This is a genomic window from Allobosea sp. GW821-FHT10B12 (assembly GCF_059415545.1).
Genome location: NZ_JBWKNL010000001.1, coordinates 891,556 through 915,347 on the forward strand (window position 1 = coordinate 891,556; position 23,792 = coordinate 915,347).

Annotated in this window: 21 protein-coding genes; 5 read left to right on the top strand and 16 right to left on the bottom strand. The window is 67.5% G+C overall.

Features of this window, described 5'->3' with window-relative positions:
• Positions 1–33: 33 nt before the first annotated feature.
• Complete coding sequence (locus AC07O0_RS04300; protein ID WP_494620335.1) at positions 34–6,183, bottom strand: apolipoprotein A-IV repeat region-like domain-containing protein; 6,150 nt, start codon at positions 6,181–6,183, stop codon at positions 34–36.
• A gap of 261 nt (positions 6,184–6,444) precedes the next feature.
• On the opposite strand from AC07O0_RS04300, the gene AC07O0_RS04305 reads away from it, so the two are divergent.
• Both AC07O0_RS04305 and AC07O0_RS04310 read left to right on the top strand, forming a co-directional pair.
• Positions 6,445–6,780: an Hpt domain-containing protein gene (locus AC07O0_RS04305; RefSeq protein ID WP_494620336.1), complete on the top strand. Its 336-nt coding sequence runs from the start codon at positions 6,445–6,447 to the stop codon at positions 6,778–6,780.
• 199 nt (positions 6,781–6,979) lie between these two features.
• The gene (locus AC07O0_RS04310; protein WP_494620338.1) at positions 6,980–7,300 is read left to right on the top strand and encodes a 2Fe-2S iron-sulfur cluster-binding protein; all 321 of its coding nucleotides are present in this window, start codon (positions 6,980–6,982) and stop codon (positions 7,298–7,300) included.
• 182 nt (positions 7,301–7,482) lie between these two features.
• Here AC07O0_RS04310 and AC07O0_RS04315 read toward each other — a convergent pair whose 3' ends face one another.
• A complete protein-coding gene (locus tag AC07O0_RS04315) occupies positions 7,483–8,718 on the bottom strand; it encodes an MFS transporter (RefSeq protein ID WP_494620340.1) in 1,236 nt (411 codons plus the stop codon).
• A 281-nt stretch (positions 8,719–8,999) separates the two neighbouring features.
• Here AC07O0_RS04315 and AC07O0_RS04320 point away from each other — a divergent pair, with 281 nt between their 5' ends.
• Positions 9,000–9,422 (top strand): universal stress protein, encoded by a 423-nt coding sequence (locus tag AC07O0_RS04320; RefSeq protein ID WP_454026026.1) that lies wholly within the window; start codon positions 9,000–9,002, stop codon positions 9,420–9,422.
• Between the two features lie 6 nt (positions 9,423–9,428).
• On the opposite strand, the gene AC07O0_RS04325 is transcribed toward AC07O0_RS04320, so the two are convergent.
• Both AC07O0_RS04325 and AC07O0_RS04330 read right to left on the bottom strand, forming a co-directional pair.
• Complete coding sequence (locus tag AC07O0_RS04325; protein WP_494620342.1) at positions 9,429–10,025, bottom strand: hypothetical protein; 597 nt, start codon at positions 10,023–10,025, stop codon at positions 9,429–9,431.
• Positions 10,026–10,095: 70 nt separating this feature from the next.
• Entirely contained in the window at positions 10,096–11,316 is a 1,221-nt protein-coding gene (locus AC07O0_RS04330) for an NAD(P)/FAD-dependent oxidoreductase (protein ID WP_494620344.1), read from the bottom strand.
• 108 nt (positions 11,317–11,424) lie between these two features.
• On the opposite strand from AC07O0_RS04330, the gene AC07O0_RS04335 reads away from it, so the two are divergent.
• Entirely contained in the window at positions 11,425–12,105 is a 681-nt protein-coding gene (locus AC07O0_RS04335; protein WP_494620346.1) for a GntR family transcriptional regulator, read from the top strand.
• A 6-nt stretch (positions 12,106–12,111) separates the two neighbouring features.
• On the opposite strand, the gene AC07O0_RS04340 is transcribed toward AC07O0_RS04335, so the two are convergent.
• Together AC07O0_RS04340 and AC07O0_RS04345 are read right to left on the bottom strand one after the other, a co-directional pair.
• A complete protein-coding gene (locus tag AC07O0_RS04340) occupies positions 12,112–13,287 on the bottom strand; it encodes a vWA domain-containing protein (RefSeq protein ID WP_494620348.1) in 1,176 nt (391 codons plus the stop codon).
• Positions 13,288–13,406: 119 nt separating this feature from the next.
• Entirely contained in the window at positions 13,407–13,679 is a 273-nt protein-coding gene (locus tag AC07O0_RS04345; RefSeq protein ID WP_066468590.1) for an HU family DNA-binding protein, read from the bottom strand.
• 281 nt (positions 13,680–13,960) lie between these two features.
• Here AC07O0_RS04345 and AC07O0_RS04350 point away from each other — a divergent pair, with 281 nt between their 5' ends.
• A complete protein-coding gene (locus AC07O0_RS04350) occupies positions 13,961–15,202 on the top strand; it encodes a flavin-dependent oxidoreductase (RefSeq protein ID WP_494620350.1) in 1,242 nt (413 codons plus the stop codon).
• A gap of 7 nt (positions 15,203–15,209) precedes the next feature.
• Here AC07O0_RS04350 and AC07O0_RS04355 read toward each other — a convergent pair whose 3' ends face one another.
• From AC07O0_RS04355 to AC07O0_RS04400, 10 genes are all read right to left on the bottom strand, one after another.
• Positions 15,210–16,196, bottom strand: coding sequence for a glycerophosphodiester phosphodiesterase family protein (locus AC07O0_RS04355; protein WP_494620662.1), 987 nt, complete (start codon positions 16,194–16,196; stop codon positions 15,210–15,212).
• A gap of 55 nt (positions 16,197–16,251) precedes the next feature.
• Positions 16,252–16,632 (bottom strand): PilZ domain-containing protein, encoded by a 381-nt coding sequence (locus tag AC07O0_RS04360; protein ID WP_494620352.1) that lies wholly within the window; start codon positions 16,630–16,632, stop codon positions 16,252–16,254.
• Positions 16,633–16,768: 136 nt separating this feature from the next.
• Positions 16,769–17,110, bottom strand: coding sequence for a hypothetical protein (locus AC07O0_RS04365; protein WP_494620354.1), 342 nt, complete (start codon positions 17,108–17,110; stop codon positions 16,769–16,771).
• 238 nt (positions 17,111–17,348) lie between these two features.
• A complete protein-coding gene (locus AC07O0_RS04370) occupies positions 17,349–17,807 on the bottom strand; it encodes a cupin domain-containing protein (RefSeq protein WP_494620356.1) in 459 nt (152 codons plus the stop codon).
• 14 nt (positions 17,808–17,821) lie between these two features.
• Positions 17,822–18,520 (bottom strand): ABC transporter ATP-binding protein, encoded by a 699-nt coding sequence (locus AC07O0_RS04375; RefSeq protein WP_494620357.1) that lies wholly within the window; start codon positions 18,518–18,520, stop codon positions 17,822–17,824.
• On the bottom strand, positions 18,521–19,270 hold the full coding sequence (locus AC07O0_RS04380; protein ID WP_494620359.1) for an ABC transporter ATP-binding protein: 750 nt from the start codon (positions 19,268–19,270) through the stop codon (positions 18,521–18,523). It abuts the gene before it with no gap.
• Entirely contained in the window at positions 19,263–20,255 is a 993-nt protein-coding gene (locus AC07O0_RS04385) for a branched-chain amino acid ABC transporter permease (protein ID WP_494620360.1), read from the bottom strand. Before AC07O0_RS04385 ends, AC07O0_RS04380 begins: the two co-directional genes overlap by 8 nt.
• Positions 20,252–21,178: a branched-chain amino acid ABC transporter permease gene (locus AC07O0_RS04390; RefSeq protein ID WP_137883263.1), complete on the bottom strand. Its 927-nt coding sequence runs from the start codon at positions 21,176–21,178 to the stop codon at positions 20,252–20,254. The genes AC07O0_RS04385 and AC07O0_RS04390 overlap by 4 nt, the downstream gene beginning before the upstream one ends.
• Before the next feature lie 98 nt (positions 21,179–21,276).
• Positions 21,277–22,446, bottom strand: a complete 1,170-nt coding sequence (locus tag AC07O0_RS04395) for an ABC transporter substrate-binding protein (RefSeq protein WP_494620361.1) — start codon at positions 22,444–22,446, stop codon at positions 21,277–21,279.
• A 264-nt stretch (positions 22,447–22,710) separates the two neighbouring features.
• Positions 22,711–23,784 (bottom strand): BMP family ABC transporter substrate-binding protein, encoded by a 1,074-nt coding sequence (locus AC07O0_RS04400; protein ID WP_494620363.1) that lies wholly within the window; start codon positions 23,782–23,784, stop codon positions 22,711–22,713.
• Positions 23,785–23,792: the final 8 nt, after the last annotated feature.

The following is a 23,792-nucleotide window of genomic DNA, read 5'->3' on the forward strand; positions in this document are numbered from 1 at the left end:
GCCTTTTCATTCTTCGTTCCTGTACGCGGCTCCTTACTCGAAGCGCCCGCTGGCATGGGCCAGCATGGTGTAGACCTTGCCGGTCTCGGAGGTCAGGTAGGTCTTCGCCACCATCGAGTCTCGGTCGTCCTTGGCCGCTTCGCCGAGCAGGCGCTCGAACTCCTCGATATAACGGTCGACCGTCTGCTTGAACTCGATGTCGCGACGGTATTTGCGCCGGATCTCGTCGAAGGTCTGCTGGCCCTGCAGGGTGTAGAGCCGGCGGGTGAAGACGTTGCGCTCGCCGCGCTTGTAGCGCTCCCAGAGCTCGACCGCGGCGTCATGGTCGATCATCCGGGCGATGTCGACCGAGAGCGAATCGAGCTTCTCGATGCTGTGCGCCGTCGGCTTGGCGGCCTCGGGTGCCCGATCGTCGCGCGAGGCACGGCTGAGCAGGTCCGAGAGCCAGCCCGATTTGGCCGGAGCGGGCTCGGCACGCTGGACCTCGGGCCGCACCGGCTCGGGCGCCGGGGCAGGACGCGCCTGGACCTTCGGCTCGGAGCGCGCCGGCTCCGGCGTCGGGTCGATCGAGGCGCGCAGCGGCTCGGTCAGCACCGGCGCACTCTGCACCGCGACGGACGAGGTGCTGACGACCGGTGCGGGCTGCTGGTAGGCAACCGCCCGTCGCTCGCCCTGCGGGCGTGCGACGTCGCTGCTGCGGCCCGAGCGCGAGACGATCTCGGTCAGCTCGTTGAGCGCCTTGATCTGGTCGGCGACGACGCGGCGCATGGCGGCGGTCGACTCCTGTGTCTCGCGCGGGAGCTCGAGCACGCCCTTCTTGAGTTCGGTGCGGGTCGTCTCGAGCTCGCGATGGATCTCCGCCGACATCGAGCGCATGTCCTCGGCGGCGCTCTGGAAGCGCTCGGTGACCTTGCCGAGCTCGCCGGAGACTTCGTTCACCACCTCCTCATAGGCAGCCCGCAGCGCCTGTGCCGTGACCTCGCGCTCGCGGCCGCTGGCGGCGCGGATCGAGTCGAACTGCTGGGCGATGGCGCTGCTGGTCGATTCTGCCGCGTCGCTGAGCACGGTGCTGAGCTGGCGGGTGCGCGTCTCGGCATTGCTGAGCGATTCATCGAGGAGCGACGAGAAGGAGCGGGTAATCTGCTCGATGTCGTCGGTGCGCGTGGCGATCAGCCCGTGCAGGTGCTCCAGCGATTCCTTGCGGTCGGCCAGGACATTGCCGACGCGCGCCTCGACCTGCTCCAGCCGCTGCGCGACGGCGTTGAGCGCCGCGGCATTGGCCTGCGAGGTCTCGGTCATCGCCGAGCCCTGCTCGTCGATGCGGGAGATCAGTGCCACGGTGTCACGCAGCGTGCCTTCCGAGTAGCCCTTCAGCGCCGTGATCTGGCTCGCCACCTGCTCCGACGTGCGGTTGGTCTCCTGCACCACCGTCGAGAGCACGTTCTGCAGCTCCTCGACACGGCCCGACAGGCTGCCTTCGACCGCTGCGAGGTTCTTGTTCGCGCCGGTGACGATCTGCTGCATCAGCTTGTTGGCCTCGCCGAGGCGGCCCAGCATGCTGCCGAGCTCGCTGCGCAGCTGCTCATTGGTCTTGAGCAGCGCCTCGACCGACTGGTTGGTGCCGCTCTCGATCGTCTCGCGCAACGCGCCCGAAGCGAGGTCGAGCGCCTGGCTGATCTCGGTGCCGCGCTCGCGCAGACCGGCAACCACGGTGCTGCCGCGGTTCTCGATGTTCTTGACCAGGGCGTCGCCGATGCTGGCGAACTGGCTGGCGAGGGTGGCGCCCTTCTGGCCGAGCGCATCGATCACGCCATTGCCGCGTTCGTCGAACAGCGCGCGGATTTCCTCGGTGCGCGCAGTCAGCGTGGAGTTCATCCCTTCGGATTGCTCCGCCAGCGTCCGCGCCAGATGCCGGCTATGCTGGTCGAGCGTGTTCAGCATGTCGCCGCCGCGCTCATCGAACAGGGCGCGCAGCTCCTCTGTGCGGCCGGAGAGGGCGGTGGCGATGCCGTCCGAGCGCTCCTGCAGGATCTGGGCGATCTGGCTGCCGCGATGGCCGAGCGCATTGAGGATGCCGCCGCCGCGCTCGTCGAACACGGCGCGCAGCTCGTTGGAACGATCGGAGAGCGCGGCCGCGATGCCGTCCGACTTCTCCTGCAGCGTCTGCGCGATCTGGTTGCCGTGCTGGTCGAGCAAGGTGATCAAGCCGGTGCCCTTGTCCTCGAACAGGGCGCGCAGCTCATCGGTGCGGGCGCCCAGCGAGCCGGCGACCGAATCCGCCGTGACTTGCAGCGTCTGGACGATCTGGTTGCCGCGCTCGTCGAGCAGGGTGATCAGGCCGGTGCCCTTGCCCTCGAACAGCGCGCGCAGCTCCTCGGTGCGGTCGCCGAGCGAGCCGGCGATCGAATCGGCGGTGCCCTGCAGGGTCTGGGCGATCTGGCTGCCGCGCGCGTCGAGCGTGCCGGAGACGGTGTCGAGCCGGTTGACGACGCGCTCTTCGAACCGCGCCACGCTCTGGTCGAGCGTGTCGGCGATCTGCAAGGCCCGCCCGCCCAGCGTCGCATTGATGCTGTCGGCCTTCTCGGCGAGCGTCTGTGTCAGCGCCTCGCTCTTGCTGGTGACGATCTCGCCGATCTCGTCGGCCTTGGCGGTGAGCGCGCGGGTGACCTCGCGCCCGCCCTCGGCCATGACCCGGGCGATGTCGACCGTGCGTTCCACTAGCGCCTCGTTGAGCGCCGTGGCGCGCGAACCGAGATTGCCGTCGATGCGGTCGATGAGCCCATCGAGTGAGGTCGCGATCTCGGCGCTCTTGGCGCTGGAGCGCTCCTCGAAGGTCTTGATCTGCGTCTCCATGGCAGCGGCCGCTTCCTGCGTGCGGGCCATCATGGTCTCGGCGGCGTGCTGCGAGCGCTCGCCGATCCGCTCGGCCAGCGCCTGGCCTTCCTCGCCGAGCAGCTTCTCGACCTGGCCGAGGCGCAGCGTCACCGAATCGGTGAAGGAGCGGGCGTCGTTGCCGAGCTTGGCCGCCAGCGTGCCGCCACGGGTGACGATAATCTCCTCGAAGGCACCGAGGCGGGCGCCGATCGAGGTTTCGATCTCGCGGCCCTGGACGTCGAACAGGCGGTTCAGCGCGTCGTGCTTGCTGGCGAGCGACTCGTTGAGCGCTTGCGAGCGGGCATCGACCGAGCGCAGCAGCGACTCGGCGTTGGCGGCGAGCGCCTGGTTGACGCGGCCACCCTGCTGGGTGAGCGCGACCACCACGTCCTTGCCGGTCGCGGCGAGCAGGCTGCTGGCGCGTTCCGCTTCGGTCGTGAAGGTGCCGCGCAGAGCGTTCGCAGCTTCCGAGACGCGGTCGGCGATCTCGCGGCCGTCGACATTGATGGCGTCGGAGAGGGCCTTGGTCGCATCGTCGAGGCGCGTGGCCAAAGCCTGGCTCTGCTCGCCGATGAGGCCATGGACCTCGCGACCGGTCGCGGTGAGGCCGGCGATGACGGCATCGCGCTGCGTACCGAGCAGGGCGCCGACTTCGTCGCCGGCCTGGCCGAGGCGGGCGATGAAGCCGGTGTGCTGGTCGTCGATGACGGATTTTGCCGTCTCACTGGCGGCCAGGATCTTGGCGGCGAGCGCCTCGCCGGTCTCGTCGAGCCGCTGATGCGCGGTCCCGCTGGCTTCGGCCAGGCGGTCGATCAGCGCATTGCCGCGCTCCGCCAGCAGGCCATGGACCGAGCGGCCGACATCGGCGACGCGGGTGACGAGGGCCTGGCTCTGGCCGGAGAGCAGCTCCTGCATGTCCTGGCCGGTCGCGATCACGCGGCCGCTGAGCGCCTCGCCCTCGGCGATGAGCAGGTTGCGCACGCTGGCGCCGGCATCGGTGAGCTGCATCACCAGCGTCTCGCGCTGGTCGCCGATCGCGGTGTGGACCTCGGTGCCGACATCCGACAGGCGCGCGACCAGGTTGTCGCCGCGCTCGCCGATGGTGGCATGGACCTCGCGCGCCACTTCCGACAGCCGGGCGATGAGCCCGTCGCCGCGCTCGCCGATCGCGGCTTCGACGTCGCGGCCGGCATGGGCGACGCGGGCGACGATGCCCTCGGCGCGGTCGCCGAGCGTGCGATGAATCTCTTCGGTGCTGTCGGACAGCCTGGCGACGAGGCTGTCGCCGCGCTCGCCGATCACGGTCTCGACGCTGCGGCCGGCATCGGCCACGCGTGCGACGATGGTGTCGGCGCGCTCGCCGATCGCGTGCTCGACGCTCTGGCCGATCTCGGCCATGCGCAGCACCAGTCCGTCGCCGCGCTCGCCGATCGCCTCCTGCAGGCGCTGCCCGGTCTCGGAGAGACGGCCGACCAGATGGTCGCCCTGCTCGCCGATCGTGCTGCGCACTTCGTGGCCGAGATCGGAGAGGCGGGTGACGAGGCTGCTCGCCTCCTCGGAGAACAGGCTGTGCACGGTCGCGCCGACGGCGGAGATCCGCGCGGTCAGCTCCTCGCCGCGCTCGCCGATCAGGCTGTGCAGGCCCTTGCCGGCCTCGTCGAAGCGCAGCGTGATCGAATCGGTCTTCTCGCGCAGCAGGTTGTCGACGGTCTGGACGGTGCCTTCGAGCTTCTCGACTAGCGTCTCGCCCTGGCTGGCGATCAGGCCGTGGACGGTGTCACCGGCCTCTTGGATGCGGTTGACGACGAGTTCGTTCTGCTTGCCGAGCAGCATGTGCACGCCGCGGCCGACTTCGGCGAGGCGGGTGGTGACGCTCTCGCCCTCGCTGCTGATCGAGCTGCGCAGCGTCTCGCCGGTCTCGGTCAGGCGCAGGGTCAGGCTGTTGCTCTGCGTGTCGAACAGGTCGACCAGCGTGCGCCCGCTCTGCTCGAAGCGCTCGGCGACGGTGGCACCGCGCTGGGTGATCTCCTGGGCGAGATTGTCGCCGGTGCTGCGCAGCGTCTCGTTGACGGTCTCGGCGCGGCTCGCCAGCGACTCGACGACCTGGGCGCCGGTCTCGCTGATGGCGCGGGTGACGTCGCGGGCGCCGGCGGTCAGGCCCTCGGTGAGCACGGCGCCGGTGCGCTCCAGCGAGCCAGCGATCTCCTGGGCGCGGTTGTCGAGCACGGCCGTCACCGACTGGCTCGCATTCGTCATGCGCTCGCTGACATCGTGCGAGGTCGATTGCAGGCGCTCCACGAGATCGTTGCCGCGGCCGCTGATCTCGTCGACCATGCGCTCGCCGGCATGGCCGAGCGCCAGCGTGATCTGGTCGCCCTTGTCGGTCAGGCGCGAGGTGACGCGCTCGCCGGCCTCGGCCACCGCCTCGGAGATCGAGCGGCTGGCGGTTTCCAGATCCTTGGTGATGCTTTCATGCGCGCCGCTGATCGCGAATTTCACGCGTTCGGCGTTGCCGACGACGGATTCGCGCTGGGTTACGAGCTCGTCGATCAGCGAGCGCAACCGGATCTCGTTGTCGGCATAGGCGCGTTCGAGCGTCGCGATCTCGCCGCGCACGATGGTCTCGAGTTCGCCGGCGCGAGCGACGGCACGCTCGATGCCGTCGCCCATCGCGGCGACCTCGCGGCGGATGGTCTGGCTGAGCGACAGGACGGAATCCGTCGCCACCACTTCCGGCTCGGCCAGGCGCAGCGCCACCTCGGTCATCGCGCGCGAGACCAGCCGCATCTCCTGGGTCCGGCGATAGAGCGCCGCCAGCACGAAGAAGAACACCACCGGCGTACCGGCACCGAGCGCCAGCAGCGCCCATTGTCCCGGGCCCCAGGCGGCCATGCCGGCCGGCAGCCCCTCGGTGAACGAGCCGTAGCGGCTGACCAATGTGAAGCCGACCCCGCCTGCCCAGACGAGGGTGGCCAAGGCCGCGAGCCAGTAGGGCCTGCCGGAGGGGCGCACGGCGAAAGCCTGGACGAGCGAGGACGAATCCCGGCGGTCGTCATTGGCGACGCGGCTGGTATCCGGAGCGATCGCAGGACGGGGTGGGGCGGGAAGCGGCTCGGGCGCGGTCTCGGCGCTGGCCGGTGCGCTTTCGACGCGCGGCAGCTCGATCTTGAGCTCGTTTTCCGCAGTCGACGGCAACCGCGGCTCGAAGAGAGCCTCGCCCTCGCTCTTCGACGGATCGAGCCTCAGCGCCTCCTCGATCGCCGACATCGCCGCTTCGGTCGGATCCTGGAGCTTGTTTTGCCGGGTCATGAATGCCGCCTCGCTACGCTACTTGCGACGGGCGGAGATGTCCGCCGCAGAGCGGGAGCCGGCAGCCTCCAGCCGGATCCCTCAAGCGACACGACGCCCATCGTTTACTGTCTCGAAGGGTAGTTGAGGCAAGCAGTGATTGAAACCCGTTTGAGCGTCTGATTCACAAACGTCGTTAACGCCTCATTCACCATAACGGCGCTTCATCAGGGGTCAGAAGGCTGCATGCGTTCCGCAGCTTGAGAGAAAACCGAGTCCCCCATGCCCCAGACTGCCATCGATCTCGTGCATCTGTCCCGCCAGACCGGCGGCGATGCCGAGCTGGAGCGCGAGCTGCTGACGTTGTTCGCCCAGCAATGCGCCCGCCACTTGCGCGCCATCCATGCCGGTGATGCCATCGCCCGCCGCGACGCCGCCCATACCCTGAAAGGGGCTGCCCGAGCGGTCGGAGCCTGGCAGGTGGCGGAGGCCGCCGACCGGATCGAGCAGCAGCTAGGCCAGGTCGGCGAAGCGCCGCGCGAGGATGCGCTGGACGCCCTGACGCTGGCGGCCGCCGAGGCGCGCGCGGTGATCTCGCGCCTCGACTGCGCGGCCTGACGTCACAGGAATGCTGGGGGGATACGGTGGTTATCGCCGTTTCGCCCGCATTCGAAATCCTCTAGAGACGAAGTGCTCGCGAGCCCCTTCGCGGGCAATGTCCCTCTCGCGAACCTGCCCGTGGCACCGCCAGGAAGCCCGGCCGGTTCCTCCCGATCGCGCCCGCCGCGCAGCCGTCGCCAGGCGGCCGGAGTTCACGATGCCGAAGATCACTTACATCGACGCCCAGGGCACCAGCCGCACGGTCGAGGGCGAGACGGGCTCGACCGTGATGGAGGTCGCGGTGCGCAATGGCGTGCCGGGCATCGAGGCCGAGTGCGGCGGCGCCTGCGCCTGCGCTACCTGCCATGTCTATGTCGACGAGGTCTGGACCGAAAAGACCGGCCATGCCGAGCCGATGGAAGAGGACATGCTCGACTTCGCCTTCGACGTCCGCCCGAACTCGCGCCTGTCCTGCCAGATCAGGGTGCGTGACGAGCTTGACGGCCTCATCGTGCGTACGCCGGCGCGCCAGGGCTGAGGCCTGGGTTACCGAAGCAACACAACCGTCTTTCCGGGGCTTCGCACAGCGAAGAGCCCGGAACCCAGAGCCGATGCCGTTTTGGGAGAGGGCTTCGACGTCGGTGTCTTCCTGACGACGTACATCGGTTCTGGGTTCCGGGCTCGGGCCTTCGGCCCGCCCCGGAATGACCGACGCGCTTCCTATTCCGCCGGAGCCGCCGCCGGCGCGGCGAGCGTCGTCTCGTGGCCGGGGGCCGGGTGGCGCGGCACCAGCAGCGACAGGCTGAGCGAGACGCTCGCCACCGCAGCCCCAATATAGAAGACGATCGCTGGGTCGCGCAGCCAGATCAGGCCGAAGGTGATCGGTAGGAACACTGCGGCGATGTGGTTGATGGTGAACGCAACCGCCGAGGTCGGCGCGATGTCGGCGGGATCGGCGATCTTCTGGAAATAGGTGCGTTGAGCCAGGACGAGCGTGAAGAAGACGCCGTCGATGACGAAGAGCGCGCCGGCGACGAGCCCGCCCGCTGCGCCGAACTGGCCGTGGCTGGCGAGAGCATAGCCGACGAAGACCGCAATCAGCGAGACGTTCTCGAGCTGGATCGTCGCCCGTTCGCCGACCTTGCCGACGAGATGGCCGAGCAGCGGGCCGGCGAACATGTTGATGCCATAGGTCACCAGCAGCAGCGTCGCGGTCGCGGCGACGTCGTAGCCGAAGCGCTCGACCAGGAGGAAGCCGCCGAAGGCCATGAAGATCTGCCGGCGCGCGCCCGACATGAAGGTCAGGGCGTAATAGAGCCAGTAGCGCTTGCGCAGCACGAAGCCCTTGTTTTGCGGCACCACGCCCTGGAAGCGCGGGAAGAGCAGCATGGCGGCGGCCGTCAGCGCCATGGTGAGAAGGCCGGCGCCGAGAAAGACGTGGACGTAGCTCGGTTGCCAGAGGCGCCAGATCAGCGCGATCGAGCCGAAGGCGATGAGCTGTGCCACTGCCGAGGCGCCGGCGATCTTGCCGAGCAGCCGCGGCGCCTCCGACTTGGGCAGCAGCTGCAATTGCAGCGATTGCTGTGCCGTCTCGTAATAATGGAAGCCGAGCGACATGATCGTCGTCGTCAGCAGGAGGCCGCCGAGGCTAGGGAAATAGCCGGTCAGCGCCACGCCGAGGCCGAGCGTCAGCAGGCTGAGATAGGCCAGCATCTGCTCGCGCATGATCCAGAACAGGATGATGGCGGTGAAGGCCAGGAAGCCGGGAATCTCGCGGACCGATTGCAGGACGCCGATGTCCTGCCCGGTGAAGCCGGCCGCTTCCTTGGCGAAATTGTTCAGGAGCGCGCTCCAGCTGGCGTAGCCGAGCCAGTTGAGGAAGGCGAGCACCATCAGGAAGGCCGCCGGCGAGCCGAGAAGGCTCTGGCGCGGGGCAGGAGAGGCGGCTTCGCTCATCATATCCACCGGAAAACAGCGTCTGGCGCAAGGCGCGGCGGCGGACTGTCGGGTTCCGCGCCGCCGCCGTCAAATTCCTTCGCCGCCTGCCAGGCATGCACCGGCCTGATTGATCGACCGCAAGGACACCGGTGCCTCCGCCGGCGATAATCGCGGCACCGGAGCAGCTCGCGACGACGCGAGGCTCTTCCCTTGGAGGAATATGCTCCGACATAGTGTGTAGGCGTCGGTGCCGATCGTTCGACCATGCGGCCGGGCGGACCACGCCGGAGGAGGATGCGATGTACAAATCGATTCTGGTACCGGTCGATCTCGCCGAGGCGGAGCTGGCGGGCCCGGCCATCACCGCAGCCGAAGGCTTCGCTGCCCAGTCGGACGGTTCGATCAGGCTGGTCTTTGTCCGCTCGCTGGTGCCGATCACCTATATGGAATTCGTGCCGGCCGACTTCGACGCCGGCCAACAATCCGAATCCGAAGCCAAGCTCGCCGAGATCGCCGCCAAGGTGAACCTGCCGGCCGAGCGCGTCTCGGCCAAGGTCCTGGTCGGCTCGGTCCATGGCGAGGTGTTGGCCGAGGCTGACGCCAGCGGCGCCGACCTGATCGTCATCGGCTCGCACGAGCCCGGCATGCTGGCCTATGTGATCGGCTCGAACGCCTCGACCATCGTGCGCCGGGCGAAGTGCTCGGTGCTGGTGGTCAGGTAGCGGGCGTCAGGCCGCCTGCCGGCCCGGGACGAGATCGTCTGGGACCTCGCCGCTCGCGAGGTCCCGCGGCCGGTTGAGCCGGATCATCGGCCAGACCTGCCAGAAGGAGGCGGCTGCGAGCACGAGCCCCAGCCCCGCGGCAGCGGTGGCGCCCTGCTGGAGGGCGCGAAGGCTGAAGAAGGTCAGCATCACCATCGCGCCGCCGCCGGCGAGCGTGAGTGCCAGCCAGAGCAGATAAGGCTTGCCGGCGAGGAAGCGCGCCTTCGGATTGGCGCGCCCGATCGCCACCGAGAGTGCCGTGACGAAGGCGTGATAGCGCGCATCGTCGCGGTCGATGTCGGTGAGCGAGCGCCAGGACAGGTTGCCGAAAGTGATCGTCTTGCCGTCGCTGAGCCGTAGTTGGGTGCGGAAGCCCTTCGATGAGACATTGCTGGGCGCATAGATGAAGCGCACCTGCTCGACCGCCGAAAGCCTGACCTGATCGACCTTGCGGGTCGAATCGATCTCCAGCATGTCGCCCTTGAGCCGATAGGCGATCTCGAAGCCGATCGGCCGCGGCCGCTGGCGCCAGAAGGGCAAGGTGGTGTCGTCGCCGGTTTGCATGGCTGCGACGCTTAGCGGGTCGGCATCTCCTCCGCTAGATGGGCCGGGCACCAGGTTCGCGGCCGGCGCGCTAGGCTCCCCAACCGGGGAAACGATCGGGCCGCAGCCAGGCTTGCTTGGGATTGCCGTCTCCGGACAGCACGGCCTCGACCAGCCAGCGCGCCGTCGCCGGCGCTGCGTGCATGCCGATCGAGCCCAGCCCGCCATGGATGAACAGGCCCTCGACCGCGGTCCTGCCCGCGACCGGCAGGCCGTCCGGGAGCATCGGCCGGTTGCCGGGGTAGACGTTCTTGACCGGTGGGGTTCCGAGGCCGGGCAGCATGCGCAGCGTCCGCTGCGCGATCCGGCTCGCTATGTCGGTATTGCGCAGCAGGTCGCGGAAGGCGGGCTGGAGCGAAGCGCCGAGGCGCGCGTCTCCGCCCTGCATCGGATTGAGGCAGATGGCTTCGACCATCGGCCGGTCGTCGCGCTGGTCAGCGACGTCGGCGAGGCCGCCGAGATCCATTCTCCGGCCGAGCTCTTCCTGGCTCGGCCAGGTCAGCTCCTCGACGATCCAGGGCAGCTCGAAATCGAGCTTGCCGAGCTGGATCAACCAGCCGCGTCCGGCGGTGAAGGGCAGGCCGGGAAGCGGCTCATCCCCCACGGTCCGCCGCAGCAGGTCCGACATCCACAAGCCGTTGGCGATGAAGACGAGATCGGCGGGAATGATGCCCTGGTCGGTGAGGACGCCCTGGACCTTGCCGCCACGCGAATGGATCTGGGCGACGCGCAGGCCGGTCCGGATCGTTGCGCCGGCCTCGCGGGCGGCGTGCGCGAAAGCATGCGTGGCGCCCATCGGCTCCAATGTCCAGGCGCGGTCGACGGAATAGGCTCCCGCCACCCTGAAGCCGATCCGCGGATAATCCCTCGCCAGCTCCGCGCCCGACAGCTTCTCCATCGCCACGCCGGCTGCACGGTAGCGCTCTGCGGCGGCCGTGGCCTGCTCGAAGCTGACCTCGTCCTCTGAGATGAGCAGATGGCCGATGCGGCCGAATTCGAACGGCACCGGTCCGTCGGCGAGCTCGGCGTAGATCCCGGCGCAGGCGTCGAGCAGGTCGACCACTGGCCTCTCCGGGCCGCTGAGCAGGGTTCCCGTGTTTCGGCCCGAGGACTCGGCGGCGATCATGCTCTGCTCGATCACGACGGTTCCAACGCCTCGGCGCGCGAGCTCGTAGGCGAGTGTGCAGCCGGCGATACCGCCGCCGATGACCACGGCGTCGATGGGTTTGGTCGCGCTGCGCTGGTCTGACATGGCCAATCTCCTCCTAGGTTCGTACACTGGTATTCTCGTATACGAATATACTTATATCCCAAGCGGCGCACCTCTGCTAGACCTGCCGGGTGAACCGGAGGACGTCGCTTGCTCGGACTGGCCGAAGCGCTGAAGCAGAAGCCGCAGACCGTGGCGGAGCAGGTTGCCGGCGTTCTGCGCGAAGCCATCGCGGATGGAAGTCTGGCGGCGGGAACTGCGCTTCGTCAGGACGATCTCGCGGAACAGTTCGGCTTCAGCCGGATGCCGGTCCGTGACGCTCTGCGCCAGCTGGAGGCGGAAGGCCTCGTCTCGATCCATCCGACCAAGGGCGCTCATGTCGCCGCGATGGATGGGGTCGAGATCGCCGAAATCTATGCGCTGCGCGAGCTACTCGAATGCGAAGCGCTGCGCCTCTCGGTCCCCGCCATCGCAGAGGCGAAACTCGACGAGGCGGACGATGTGCTGCGGCGCATCGATGCCGAGCCGGATGTGGGCCGGTGGGGCGCGTTGAACAGGGCCTTCCACCTCGCCCTCTACAGCGCCTGCGGCAATGGCCGGCTGCTGACCCTGATCGACGCACACCACAATGCCGCCGATCGCTATGTCCGCATCCTGCTGTCGAACTTCGACTATCGCAGCCGTTCCCAGGCCGAGCACAGGGAGCTGCTCGCGGCTTGCCGGCAGCGCGACGCGGGCAAGGCGGTTCACGTCCTGCGTCAGCATCTGGTCGAGGGCAGCCAGACCCTCGTCGCAGCTATCGAAGGGCGCACCCGGCCGGCCAAGCGCTGATCGGCGCTATCGCGTCAGCGCCTTCATCGCGCCATCCAGGCCATCGAGCGTCAGCGGGAACATCCGCCCGCCCATCAGCCCGCCGATCTGGCGGATCGACTGGGTATAGCCCCATAGATGCTGCTGCACGGGGTTGAGCCAGACCGATTTCGCGAAACGCTCGGTCAGCCGGCGCATCCAGACCTCGCCGGCCTCCTCGTTCCAGTGCTCGACCGAGCCGCCGGGCATGGCGATCTCATAGGGGCTCATCGAGGCGTCGCCGACGAAGACGAGGCGATAATCGGCCGGATAGGTGCGCAGCACGTCGAAGGTCGGGATCACCTGGTCGTGCCGGCGCCGGTTCTCCTTCCAGACCCGCTCATAGGGGCAGTTGTGGAAGTAGAAATGCTCGAAATGCTTGAACTCGGCCCGCGCCGCCGAGAACAGCTCTTCGGCCAATTCGATATGCCAGTCCATCGATCCGCCGACATCGAGGAAGAGCAGGACCTTGACGGCGTTGTGCCGCTCGGGCCGGAGCTTGACGTCGAGATAGCCGTGCTTGGCCGTCTCGGTGATGGTCTGGTCGAGGTCGAGCTCCTCGGCCGCGCCGGTGCGGGCGAATTTGCGCAGGCGGCGCAGCGCGATCCGCAAGTTTCGCACGCCGAGCTCGCGCGTGTCGTCGAAATCCTTGAACTCGCGCTTGTCCCAAACCTTCACTGCCCGGAAATTGCGGTTCTTGTCCTGGCCGATGCGGATGCCTTCGGGATTGTAGCCATAGGCGCCGTAGGGTGAGGTACCGGCGGTGCCGATCCATTTCGAGCCGCCCTGATGGCGGCCCTTCTGCTCGGCGAGGCGCTGCTTCAGCGTCTCCAGCAGCTTTTCCCAGCCGAGTGCCTCGATCTGGGCCTTCTCCTCGTCGGTCAGGAATTTCTCGGCGAGCTTGCGCAGCCACTCCTCGGGAATGCCGACCTGCTCGAAGGCCTCGCCCAGCGTCTCGACGCCCTTGAAGACTTCGGCGAAGACGCGGTCGAAGCGGTCGAGATGCCGCTCGTCCTTCACCAGGCAGGTGCGGGCGAGATAGTAGAACTCGTCGACGCGGTATTCGGCGAGATCGGCCTCGGCGCCTTCCAGCAGCGCGAGATATTCGCGCAAGGTCACCGGGACCTTGGCGGCGCGCAGATCGGTGAAGAGGCGGAGGAACATCGCGCTACTGTGGCCAGCAGCGCTTCTAGGTCAAGCTGCGGCGGCCTAGGGCCGGTCCCGATCAAGCTGCGAGGCAGGCTGGTCGGATCCGGCTCTGGGCCGCCGCGGTCCGACAAGGCTCAGGCGACGGCGTCGGCCAGATCCTTGGTGACCTTGAACTTCACGACCGTCTTGGCCGGAACCTTGATCGTCGCGCCGGTCGACGGGTTGCGGGCCTCGCGGGCTTCGCGCTTGGCAGCGGCGAGCTTGCCGATGCCGCCGAGCGTCACGTCGCCGCCCGACTTCAGCGTCTTGGCAACCACGCCGGCGAGCGAGCCGAGAATGGCCGAGACATCGGCCTTGGTCTTGCCCGTCTCGTCAGCGATCGCGGCGATCAGTTCGTTCTTGGTCATGAAAACCTCCTGAGACCAATTCTGTTTAAATTGACGTCACGCCGAACCCCAACGGGCTTCGGCGCGTCGCGGCGAATCGACGCGCTATCGCGCACGAGTTCGCCATTTGCCATGCCTGCCGCCGGAACACGACGGCATCGGCCGTACATACGCACAGCAATCGGCTTCGTTCCTGTCAAAAGCCGCGAAATTGGGGCGGTTTTCACCAGCTTTGTGGAGCGATTGACAAGTTGCCTGTAATTATTTGAAGCTTGAAATAATTTAGGGGAGCGGAACGCGGCATGAAGGCCATCATCATCGGCGGCGGCATCGGGGGGCTGTCACTGGCCCTGATGCTGCACGCGCGCGGCATCGCCGCGACCGTCTACGAGCAGGCGAGCGAGATTCGCGAGGTCGGCGTCGGCATCAACACGCTGCCGCATGCCATCCGGGAACTGGCCGAGCTCGGCCTGCTGCCGGCGCTCGATGCGGTGGCGATCCGCACGCGCGAACTGATCTATATGAACCGCTTCGGCCAGACCGTCTGGCGCGAGCTGCGCGGCCTGCATGCGGGCGCCCCGGTTCCGCAGTTCTCGATCCATCGCGGCAGACTCCAAAGCGTGATTCGCGACGCTGTGATCGAGCGGCTTGGGCCGGACGCGATTCGCACCGGCCGGCGCCTGCAGGGCTTCCTGCAGGACGAGGGCGGCGTGACCGCGCATTTCGCCGATGCGAAGCTGGGCGAGGGCGGCGAGACGGCGCGGGCCGACATCCTGATCGGCGCCGACGGCATCCACTCGACGGTGCGCGCGCATTACTTCCCGAACCAGGGCGGGCCGCGCTGGAACGGCGTCCAGATGTGGCGCGGCGCCTGCGACTGGCCGGCCTTTCTCGATGGCGAGAGCATGATCATCGCCGGCGGCATGGCCGGCAAGCTGGTGCTCTACCCGATCGCCGAAGGCAGGAAGCAAGGCACGCGCCTGACCAACTGGGTCGTCAATGTGCGTACCGGCGACCCTGCCAAGCCGCCGCCCAAGGAAGCCTGGTCGAAGGCCGGGCGGTTGGAGGACGTGCTGCCTTTCGCCAAGCGCTTCACCGTACCGGGGGTCGACATCCTCGCCTTGATCCAGGCGAGCGGGACCTTCTGGGAATATCCGATGTGCGATCGCGACCCGCTGCCGCGCTGGACCCATGGCCGGGTGACGCTGCTCGGCGACGCCGCCCATCCGATGTACCCGGTCGGCTCCAACGGCGCTTCGCAGGCGATCCTCGATGCACGCTGCCTTGCCGATCTCCTCGTCAAGGCCGAGCACCCGCGCCATGCGCTCGCCGCCTATGAGGCGCAGCGCCTGCCGGCGACAGCCGAGATCGTCGCGATGAACCGCGCCGGCGGGCCCGAGCGCGTCATCGACGCGGTCGAGGCGCTCGCGCCCAACGGCTTCGACGATGTCGAGCGCGTGCTGCCCTATGGCAAGCGCGAGCAGATCGTGAAGGCCTATGCCGGCAAGGCCGGCTTCTCGGCGGCGCAACTGGCGAAAAGCTGAGGCTGCTTCAGCGCTCTTCGGCTCGAACCAGCGGCGCGATCCGGTCGACCCGGTTGGTCCAGATGCCCGGGATGGGCCGGCCGAGGGCGCTCAGCTCCTCGGCGCGGTCGATCCCAGCGGAGCCGTCGCCGCCGACCAGCGGGCCGGCGACGATGACCTCGCTGCCGGCGACGCGCATGCGGGCGGTGAACCGCGCCGGCCAGCCCCAGATCCAGCGCGTGTAATTTGACGGGATCAGCAGCAGCTGCCGCTCGCAGGATTGTGGCGTCAACCCGGCCCAGCCCAATGCGAGATGGTGGATGAGGCAGCGCTTCTCCGATTCCTTGGACATGGTTCGCAGGGTCGGGATGCGCTCGCGCAGTGCCGTGATTGGTCGGTCGCCGCCATAGGCCATCAGCAGGGACCGTTGCGCCTGAGGGAGCTTGAGCAGGCGCTCCGCCAGCATCTCGCCCTCGCGCGGATCGTTGCTCTTGACGTTGATCAAGAGGCGCCGGTCGGGAAAGCGCGCCAGCACCTCGTCCAGCGACGGCATCAGGCCGATGCCCTTGCCACGAAACGGATAGGTCTTGCCACCATCGGCCGTATAGCCATGACCGATGTCGAGCGCCTTGAGCTCGGCCAGCGTTCTCTCGCGGGTGACGCCCGTGCTGTTTGTCCGGCAGTCCAAGGTCCAGTCGTGGATTACTGCGAACTGCCCGTCGGTGGTCGGGTGGATGTCGAACTCGACGATGTCGGCGCCCGCGACGAAGGCCGCGTCCATCGAAGCGATGGTGTTCTCGAGATAGGAGTGCTCCGGCGGATTGATCCGGCTCGCGGTGCAGGTCGTGTCTGTGACGCCGCTCGATGGGTAGGTCTGCGCCAGCCCACGATGCGCCAGCAGGACCGGGCGCTCCGTGGGAGCCGAGGCCAGGAGCGAGGTGTTCTGCACGAAGGCGGTGATGCCCAAAGCCGCGGCCACAGCGCCAGTTGCAAGCCAGAATCGTTTCATCGCTATCCCCTCGAAGAGGGCGCGATGTCTGCTTCGAAAGCCGGCAAAATTCAGCCGGAACTCAGGCGCCTTCCGTCAACTCGACGATACGCGCCTTCAGGGCTGCGTTCTCCTGTTCGAGCCGGCGCAGGCGCCGCACCAGATCGAGCGGGATCGGCGCGTTGTCCTGTTCGGCCGCCGTGGCGAAGACGACGCCTATGCGTTCGCGGTCGCGCCAGCGACTGCGCACCATCCGGCTCTCGCGCTTGAGCGGGAAATAGAGCTCGAATCGCTCGGGCAGGGTCACGCTGTGCGGGAAGATCAGCAGTGCCCCGTCTTCCGACAGGTTGCGGACCAGGCAGTCCAGTGTCGACTGGCGCTGGTTGAAGATAGCCTTGCCGCCGATGAAGGTGCGGCTCCGGATTGCCTGGCGGCGTTCGGTGTAGGCGGGCGTGACGGGCATGGTCCAGGCACCTGTTCTAGCTCAGGTTGCAACTATGCCCGCGAAAGCTCGCGGTTGCAGCAGTAAGCTTTGCTTAACCTTAATTGTGGCGCTGTCCTGCCCGAACTCGATCACCAGCGGCCATGATGCCGCGATCTCAACGCCAGCCGGGCCCGTAGCCGCCATCATAGCCGCGCCGGCCATAGTAGTCGCGCCGGCGGTAGTAGCCGTCGTCGTAGTCGCGACCGCGTGAGTAGCGATAGTCCTGGCCGTAGGCGCCGATCTGGCCGCGCGGACCGCTGATCGGGTAGCAGCCGCGCCGGTCGCAGCCGCTCTTCGTGTAGACGCCGGTGCGCAGGTCGATGCAGCTGTTCTGGTCACAGCGCATCTGCACCTGCTCGATCGGCGACGCGACAGGAGCGGGTGCCGTCAGGGGCATCGCCACGGCTGCGCTGGCGGCGAACAGCGGAAGGGCAAGGACGAACAGGGCAGTTTTCATGGAAACCTCCTCTGCAGATGGTTCCATTTTGCCGCAAGGCGGATGAACGCAGGCTGCATGATGGGCAGACGGTACACTGCTCCGCCATGCGATTCGGCATCTGCAGGCCGAACCGAACCCAGGCCTCGCGGTTCCGATATGCAATCGCCCGGGCCGCCACCTTGAAGGCGCGCCATCGGCCCGGCTCGTCGCAACGGGATCGTGCGGGGCCGCTACCCGTGTGGAACTGTCGCGGGCGTCAGGCGCCCTCGGGCGGTGGCGGCAGGAAGTCGATCTCGTAGCGCGCCGACAGGGCGACGACCTCGGCTGGGTTCTGCTCCTTCATCGAATGGATCGCCCAGAACAGGTCGTAGAGTCGTCCCGTGGGCGCGACCCAGAACAGGCACTTCACGGTGGACTCGCTCTTGTTGAACAGCCCGTGCGGAATGTTGCGCGGCAGCTTGATCAGGTCGCCGGGCAGGGCATGCGATTCCTGGCCGTCGAGCACGAGGTCGAGCCGGCCCTCGAGCATGTAGATGAACTCGTCCTGCGTCGGATGGATGTGCGGCGGCACGAAGGTGCCGGGCGGGAAGGTCGCGTGCCAGGAGAAGCTGTCCTCGCTCAGCATCTTCGGCACATAGGTCTGGCCGAGGATGTTCCAGGAGATCGCGTCGATCCCCTCATTGGCCCTGGTCACGCCGGCTGTGAGCGGTTTCATCGTTTTGCTCTCCTTCAAAGATGCAGGAAGCGGTCCTTGACCGCGCTGTCGCTGCGCAGATCGTCGCTGCTGCCGCGCCAGGCGACACGGCCCTTCTCCAGGACGACATGCCGGTCGGCGATCTTCGCCAGCGCGTCGACGTTCTTGTCGATCACCAGGATCGACTCGCCCTCGGCCTTCAGCGCAGCCAGGCAGGACCAGATCTCCTGCCGGATGATCGGCGCCAGCCCCTCGGTCGCCTCGTCGAGGATGACGAGCTTGGGATTGGTCATCAGCGCCCGGCCGATCGCCAGCATCTGCTGCTCGCCGCCGGAGAGCTGGTTGCCGCGATTGGACTTGCGTTCCCTGAGCCGCGGCAGGAAGGCGTAGACGCGCTCCAGCGTCCAGCGCGCCGGGCCGAAGCGGCTGGCGGCGGTGGCGATCAGGTTCTCCTCGACCGAGAGCGTCGGGAAGACCTGCCGCCCCTCGGGCACGAGGCCGATGCCAGCCTGCGCCAGCCGGAACGGCGCACTGCCGGTGAGGTCGACGCCGCCGAAGCTGACGCGGCCGGCGCGCGGCCGGATCAGCCCCATGATGGCGCGCACCGTCGTGGTCTTGCCCATGCCGTTGCGGCCGAGCAGGGTCACGACCTCGCCGGCGCCGACCGCAAGATCGACGCCGAACAGGATCTGCGCCTCGCCATAGCCGGCATCGAGGTTTTCGACGGTGAGCATTCAGCCCTCCTCGCCGAGATAGGCTTCACGCACGGCCGGGTCGGCCCTAACGACAGAGGGATCGCCCGAGGCGATGACGCGGCCATAGACCAGCACGGTCACAGTGTCGGCGAGCGCGAACACGGCCTCCATGTCGTGCTCGACCAGCAGCATGGCGTAGCGCCCTTTGAGGCTCTTGAGCAGGGCGATCAGGCGCTCGCCCTCTTCCTTGCCGACGCCGGCGAGCGGCTCGTCGAGCAGGATCGCCGCCGGCTCCAGCGCCAGCGCCATGGCGATCTCCAGCGCCCGCTTCTCGCCATGCGACAGGCTGCCGGCGGGAACATGGGCGCGCTCCGAGAGCCCGACCGCGTCGAGCGCGGCGCGGGCAGGGCGGTTCAGGCGCTCGTCGCTGGCGGCATTGCGGAAGAAGGAGAGCGGGCGCGTCGCTTTGGCCTGCACGCCGAGCGCGACGTTCTCCAGCGCCGAGAGCGAGGCGATGGTCGAGGTGATCTGGAAGGTCCGCGCCAGGCCGTGACGGGCGCGCTTCTCGGCGTTGAAGGCCGTGACGTCCTGGCCGCGGAAGCGGATCGTGCCGGCGTCCGGCTGGAGCATGCCGGAAATCTGGTGGACCAGCGTGGTCTTGCCGGCGCCGTTCGGGCCGATCAGCGCATGCAATTCGCCGGGCGCGACGGCGAGGCTGACGCCGTCGGTGACCTTCAGCGCGCCGAAGCATTTGCGCACACCGTCAAGGACGAGGACGGGCTCAGCCATGACGCGCGCCCAGCTTGCGCAGCATCCCGACGATGCCGCCGCGGGTGAACAGCACGAACAGGATGATCATCGGCCCGAAGATGACGCGCCAGTGCTCGGTCAGGTGCGAGAGGGCATCCTCGGCGATCAGATAGGCGATCGCGCCGATGATCGCGCCGTGCAGCGAGCCGACGCCGCCGAGCACGGCCATGAAGATCAGTTCGCCCGAGCGCTGCCAGGACATGAAGGCCGGGCTGACGAATTCGGTGTGATTGGCGAGGAAGAAGCCGGACAGGCCCGCCAGCATGCCGCTGATCACATAGGCGATGAGGCGCACGCGGGTGACGTCGAAGCCGGTGACGCTGGCCCTGGTCGGATTTTCCCGCGCTGCCCTGAGCACCCGGCCGAAGCGCGAGGCGACGAGGCCGCGGACCAGGAGATAGGCAGCGCCGAGTGCGATCAGCACGCTGTAATAGAACGAGGTCCGGCTCGCGAACGGGTTGAAGCCGAGGACAGTGCTCTTCTCGTAGAGCGTCAGCCCGTCATCGCCACCATAGGCGGAAAGCGCCTGCGCCAGGAAATAGACCATCTGGCCGAAGGCGAGGGTGATCATGATGAAGGCGACGCCGCGCGTGCGCAGGCAGATCGCTCCGGTGATCGCACCGAACAGGGCGCAGACGGCGAGGATCACCGGCAGGATCACGAGCGCCTCGATCTTGCCCTCGGTGATCATGATGCCGGTGACATAGGCGCCGATGCCGAGGAAAGCGGCGTGGCCGAAGGAGACGAGCCCGCCGACGCCGAGGATGAGGTCGAGCGAGAGCGCGGCGATGGCGAAGATCAGCGCCCGCGTCAGCAGAGCGAGCCAGCCGGCCGGCATGCCGATAGAGACAGCGAGCGGCGCCAGGGCGAGCAGCAGGAACAGGATGGCTGGCAGCAGCACCTTGGCGCGCTCGCGCGGTGGCGCGACGCTGCTGACTTCGGCTGTCGTTGTGGCGGTGCTCATGTCCGGCCTCGCGCCGGCAGCAGGCCTTCCGGCCGCACGAACAGCACCACCGCCATCAGGAGATAGATCAGCATCGAGGAGAGGGCCGCGCCGGTCGCCCGCGCCGAGGGCGCGCTCATGAACAGCCTGAGCAGGTCGTTCATGAAGGAGCGGCCGAGCGTATCGACCAGCCCGACGATCAGCGCTGCGACGAAGGCGCCGCGGATCGAGCCGATGCCGCCGATGACGATGACGACGAAGGCGAGGATCAGCACGGTGTCGCCCATGCCGGGCTCGACCGAGAGGATCGGCGCCGCCATCGCGCCGGCAAAGCCCGCCAGCATCGTGCCGAAGGCGAAGACGATCATGAACAGCTTGCGGATGTCGACGCCCAGTGCCGAGACCATCGGGGCATTGGAGGCGCCGGCGCGCAGCAGCATGCCGGTGCGGGTCTTCTCGACGATGAACCAGAGCAGGGCGCCGACCGCGAGCCCTGAGCCGATCAGCGCGAAGCGGTAGGTCGGGTAGAGGATGCCGTCCATCAGCGCGACATTGCCGGTCAGGAATGCCGGCAGCGGCACGGAGAGGGGCGCAGCGCCCCAGATCATCTTGACGCCCTGGTTGAGCAGGAGGATCAGCCCGAAGGTCGCCAGAACCTGGTCGAGATGATCGCGCTCGTAGAGATGGCGGAAGACCAGGAATTCCAGCGCGAGGCCGAAGACCAAAGCCGCTGCCAGCGCCAGCACGAGGCCGAGCACGAAGGAGCCGGTCAGTCCGACGAAGGTCACGGCCAGATAGGCGCCGAGCATGTACTGCACGCCATGGGCCAGGTTGATGAAATCCATCACGCCGAAGACCAGCGTCAGCCCTGCCGCCACCAGGAACAGCAGGATGCCGAACTGCAGCCCGTTCAGGATCTGGACGATGAGGAGGCCGGTGGTCATGGCAAAGCTATCCCGTCATGCTCGGGCTTGACCCGAGCATCTCGTGGAAGGAGATCCCCGGGTCGAAGCTGTGCTTCGCCCGAGGATGACGCTTCGCGTCACTTCAGCGTGCAATCCTTCGCATGCGGGTCGGCGTAGTCCTCGAACACCTTCTGGGCGATCTCGGTCTGGAACTTGCCGTCCGCCCGCTTGGCGACCTTGACCAGGTAGAAGTCCTGGATCGGGTAGCCATTGGTGTTGAACTTGAACTTGCCGCGCAACGAGGTGAAGTCGGCCTTCTTGATCGCTGCCCGCAGCTTGTCCTTGTCGGCTGTGCCGCCGGCGGCCTTCACCGCCGAGTCGATCAATTGCGCCGCGTCGAAGGCCTGCTGGGCATAGGAGCCGGGCACGATCTTGTAGGCGGCTTCATAGGCCGCGACGAACTTCTTCGTCTGCGCATTGTCCATGTTGGGCGCCCAGGTCATGCCGCCGAACATGCCGACCGCCGCGTCCTGCTGCGCCGGCAGGGTCGACTCGTCGACCGTGAAGGCCGAGAGGAACGGCACCTTGCCGGTCAGGCCCGCCTGCGACCACTGCTTGACGAAATTGACGCCGAGGCCGCCGGGCAGGAAGGCGAAGACCACGTCCGGCTTGGCCGAAGCGATCTTGGCGAGCTCGGCCGAGAAATCGAGCGCGTTCAGTGGGACATAGACCTCGTCGAGGACCTCGCCCTTGAAGTAGCGCTTGAAGCCGGCGAGCGAGTCCTTACCGGCCTGGTAGTTCGGCGCGATGATGTAGGCCTTCTTGTAGTTCTGGTCCTGGGCGTACTTGCCGAGCACCTCGTGGACCTGGTCGTTCTGATACGAGGTCACGAAGAAGTTCTGGTGGCAGGCCTTGCCGGCCATGGTGGACGGGCCGGCATTCGGGCTGATCAGGATCGCGCCCGAGTCCAGCACCGGCTTGGCGATCGCGCCGAGGATGTTCGAGAACACCGGGCCGACCACGAAGTCGACCTTGCCGCCCTCGACGTAGCTGCGGACCTTGCCGACCGCGACGTCGGGCTTGAGTTCGTCGTCGATCACGGTGATCTGCACCGGCACGCCGCCGAGCTTGCCGCCATTCTGGTCGACCGCGAGCTGGAAGCCGTCACGGACCTGCTGGCCGAGTGCGGCCGCCGGCCCGGTCAGCACGCTGACCACGCCGATCTTCAGGGGCTCCTGCGCCTGGGCGGCGGAGAGCCCGAGCGCGAGCACGCCGGCGCCAAGCGACAGAGTGAATTTGAGCGTCATATCCGATGTCCTCCCGGGACGTGCCAGATGCGACCGCCGGCGGGGTTCCCCATCCCTGTCCATGCGGTGTCGGCAGCCATATTGTTTCAAGCTTAAAATATCTGCAAGGGGGTTCCTGCGGGTAATTTTTGTTCGTGTGCGGAGAGCGTCATTCTCGGGCGTAGCGAAGCGCAGACCCGAGAATCTCCGGACGAGAAGGCGTTGATCGGCGCCTCCTCCGGCCTGAGATGCTCGGGTCAAGCCCGAGCATGACGTGTCCTTCGCTTACGCCTGCACGCCGTCGACGTACCAATCCATTTTCGACAGCATCTCGTCCGAAGCCGGCTCGCCGACCTTGAGGCGCAGCGTGCCCTTCTGGTCCTTGAGCTCGCCGGTGAAGGGGTGGATCGTGCCGGCGACGATACCCTTCTGGAGCTCGTCAGCAGCGGCGCGGGCGGCCGGGGTCACGGCGTCATTATAGGGCGCGAGCTTGACCATGCCGTCCTTGATGCCGCCCCAGACGTCGCCGCTCTTCCAGCTGCCGTCCATCGCCTCCTTGACGCGCTTGATGTAGTAGCCCGACCAGTCGTCGACGATCGCCGAAAGCTGGGCCTTCGGCGCAAAGGCCTTCATGTCGGAGGCCTGGCCGAAGGCGAAGACGCCGCGCTGCTCGGCCGCCTGCAGGGCCGCCGGGCTGTCGGTGTGCTGGCTGATCACGTCGCAGCCCTGGTCGATCAGCGCCTTGGCGGCGTCGGCTTCCTTGGCCGGGTCGTACCAGGTCGAGGCCCAGATCACCTTGGTCTTGAAGTTCGGGTTCACCTTCTTTGCTGCGAGATGGAAGGCGTTGATGCCCATCACCACCTCCGGGATCGGGAAGGAGGCGATGTAGCCGGCCTGGCCGGATTTCGACATATGCCCGGCGAGGGTGCCGATCACGGCGCGGCCCTCATAGAAGCGGGCATTATAGGTCGCGACGTTCTCGGCGCGCTGATAGCCGGTGGCGTGCTCGAACTTGATCTTCGGGAACTGCTTGGCGACCTGGATCGTCGGGTTCATGAAGCCGAAGGACGTCGTGAAGATCAGCTGATCGCCGGCCTGCGCGAGCTGGCGGATGGCGCGCACCGCATCCGGGCCCTCGGCGACGTTCTCGATGAAGCTGGTCTTGATCTTGTTGCCGTATTCCTTCTCCAGCGCCTTGCGGCCCTGGTCATGCGTCCAGCTCCAGCCATGGTCGCCGACCGGGCCGACATAGATGAAGCCGACGCCGAACGGCGCCTGGGCGCGCGCGCCGACGATCGGCAGGGCCGAGCTGGCAGCGGCGCCGGCAAGAAGCGTGCGGCGGGTGATGATGGTCGACATGACGGTGC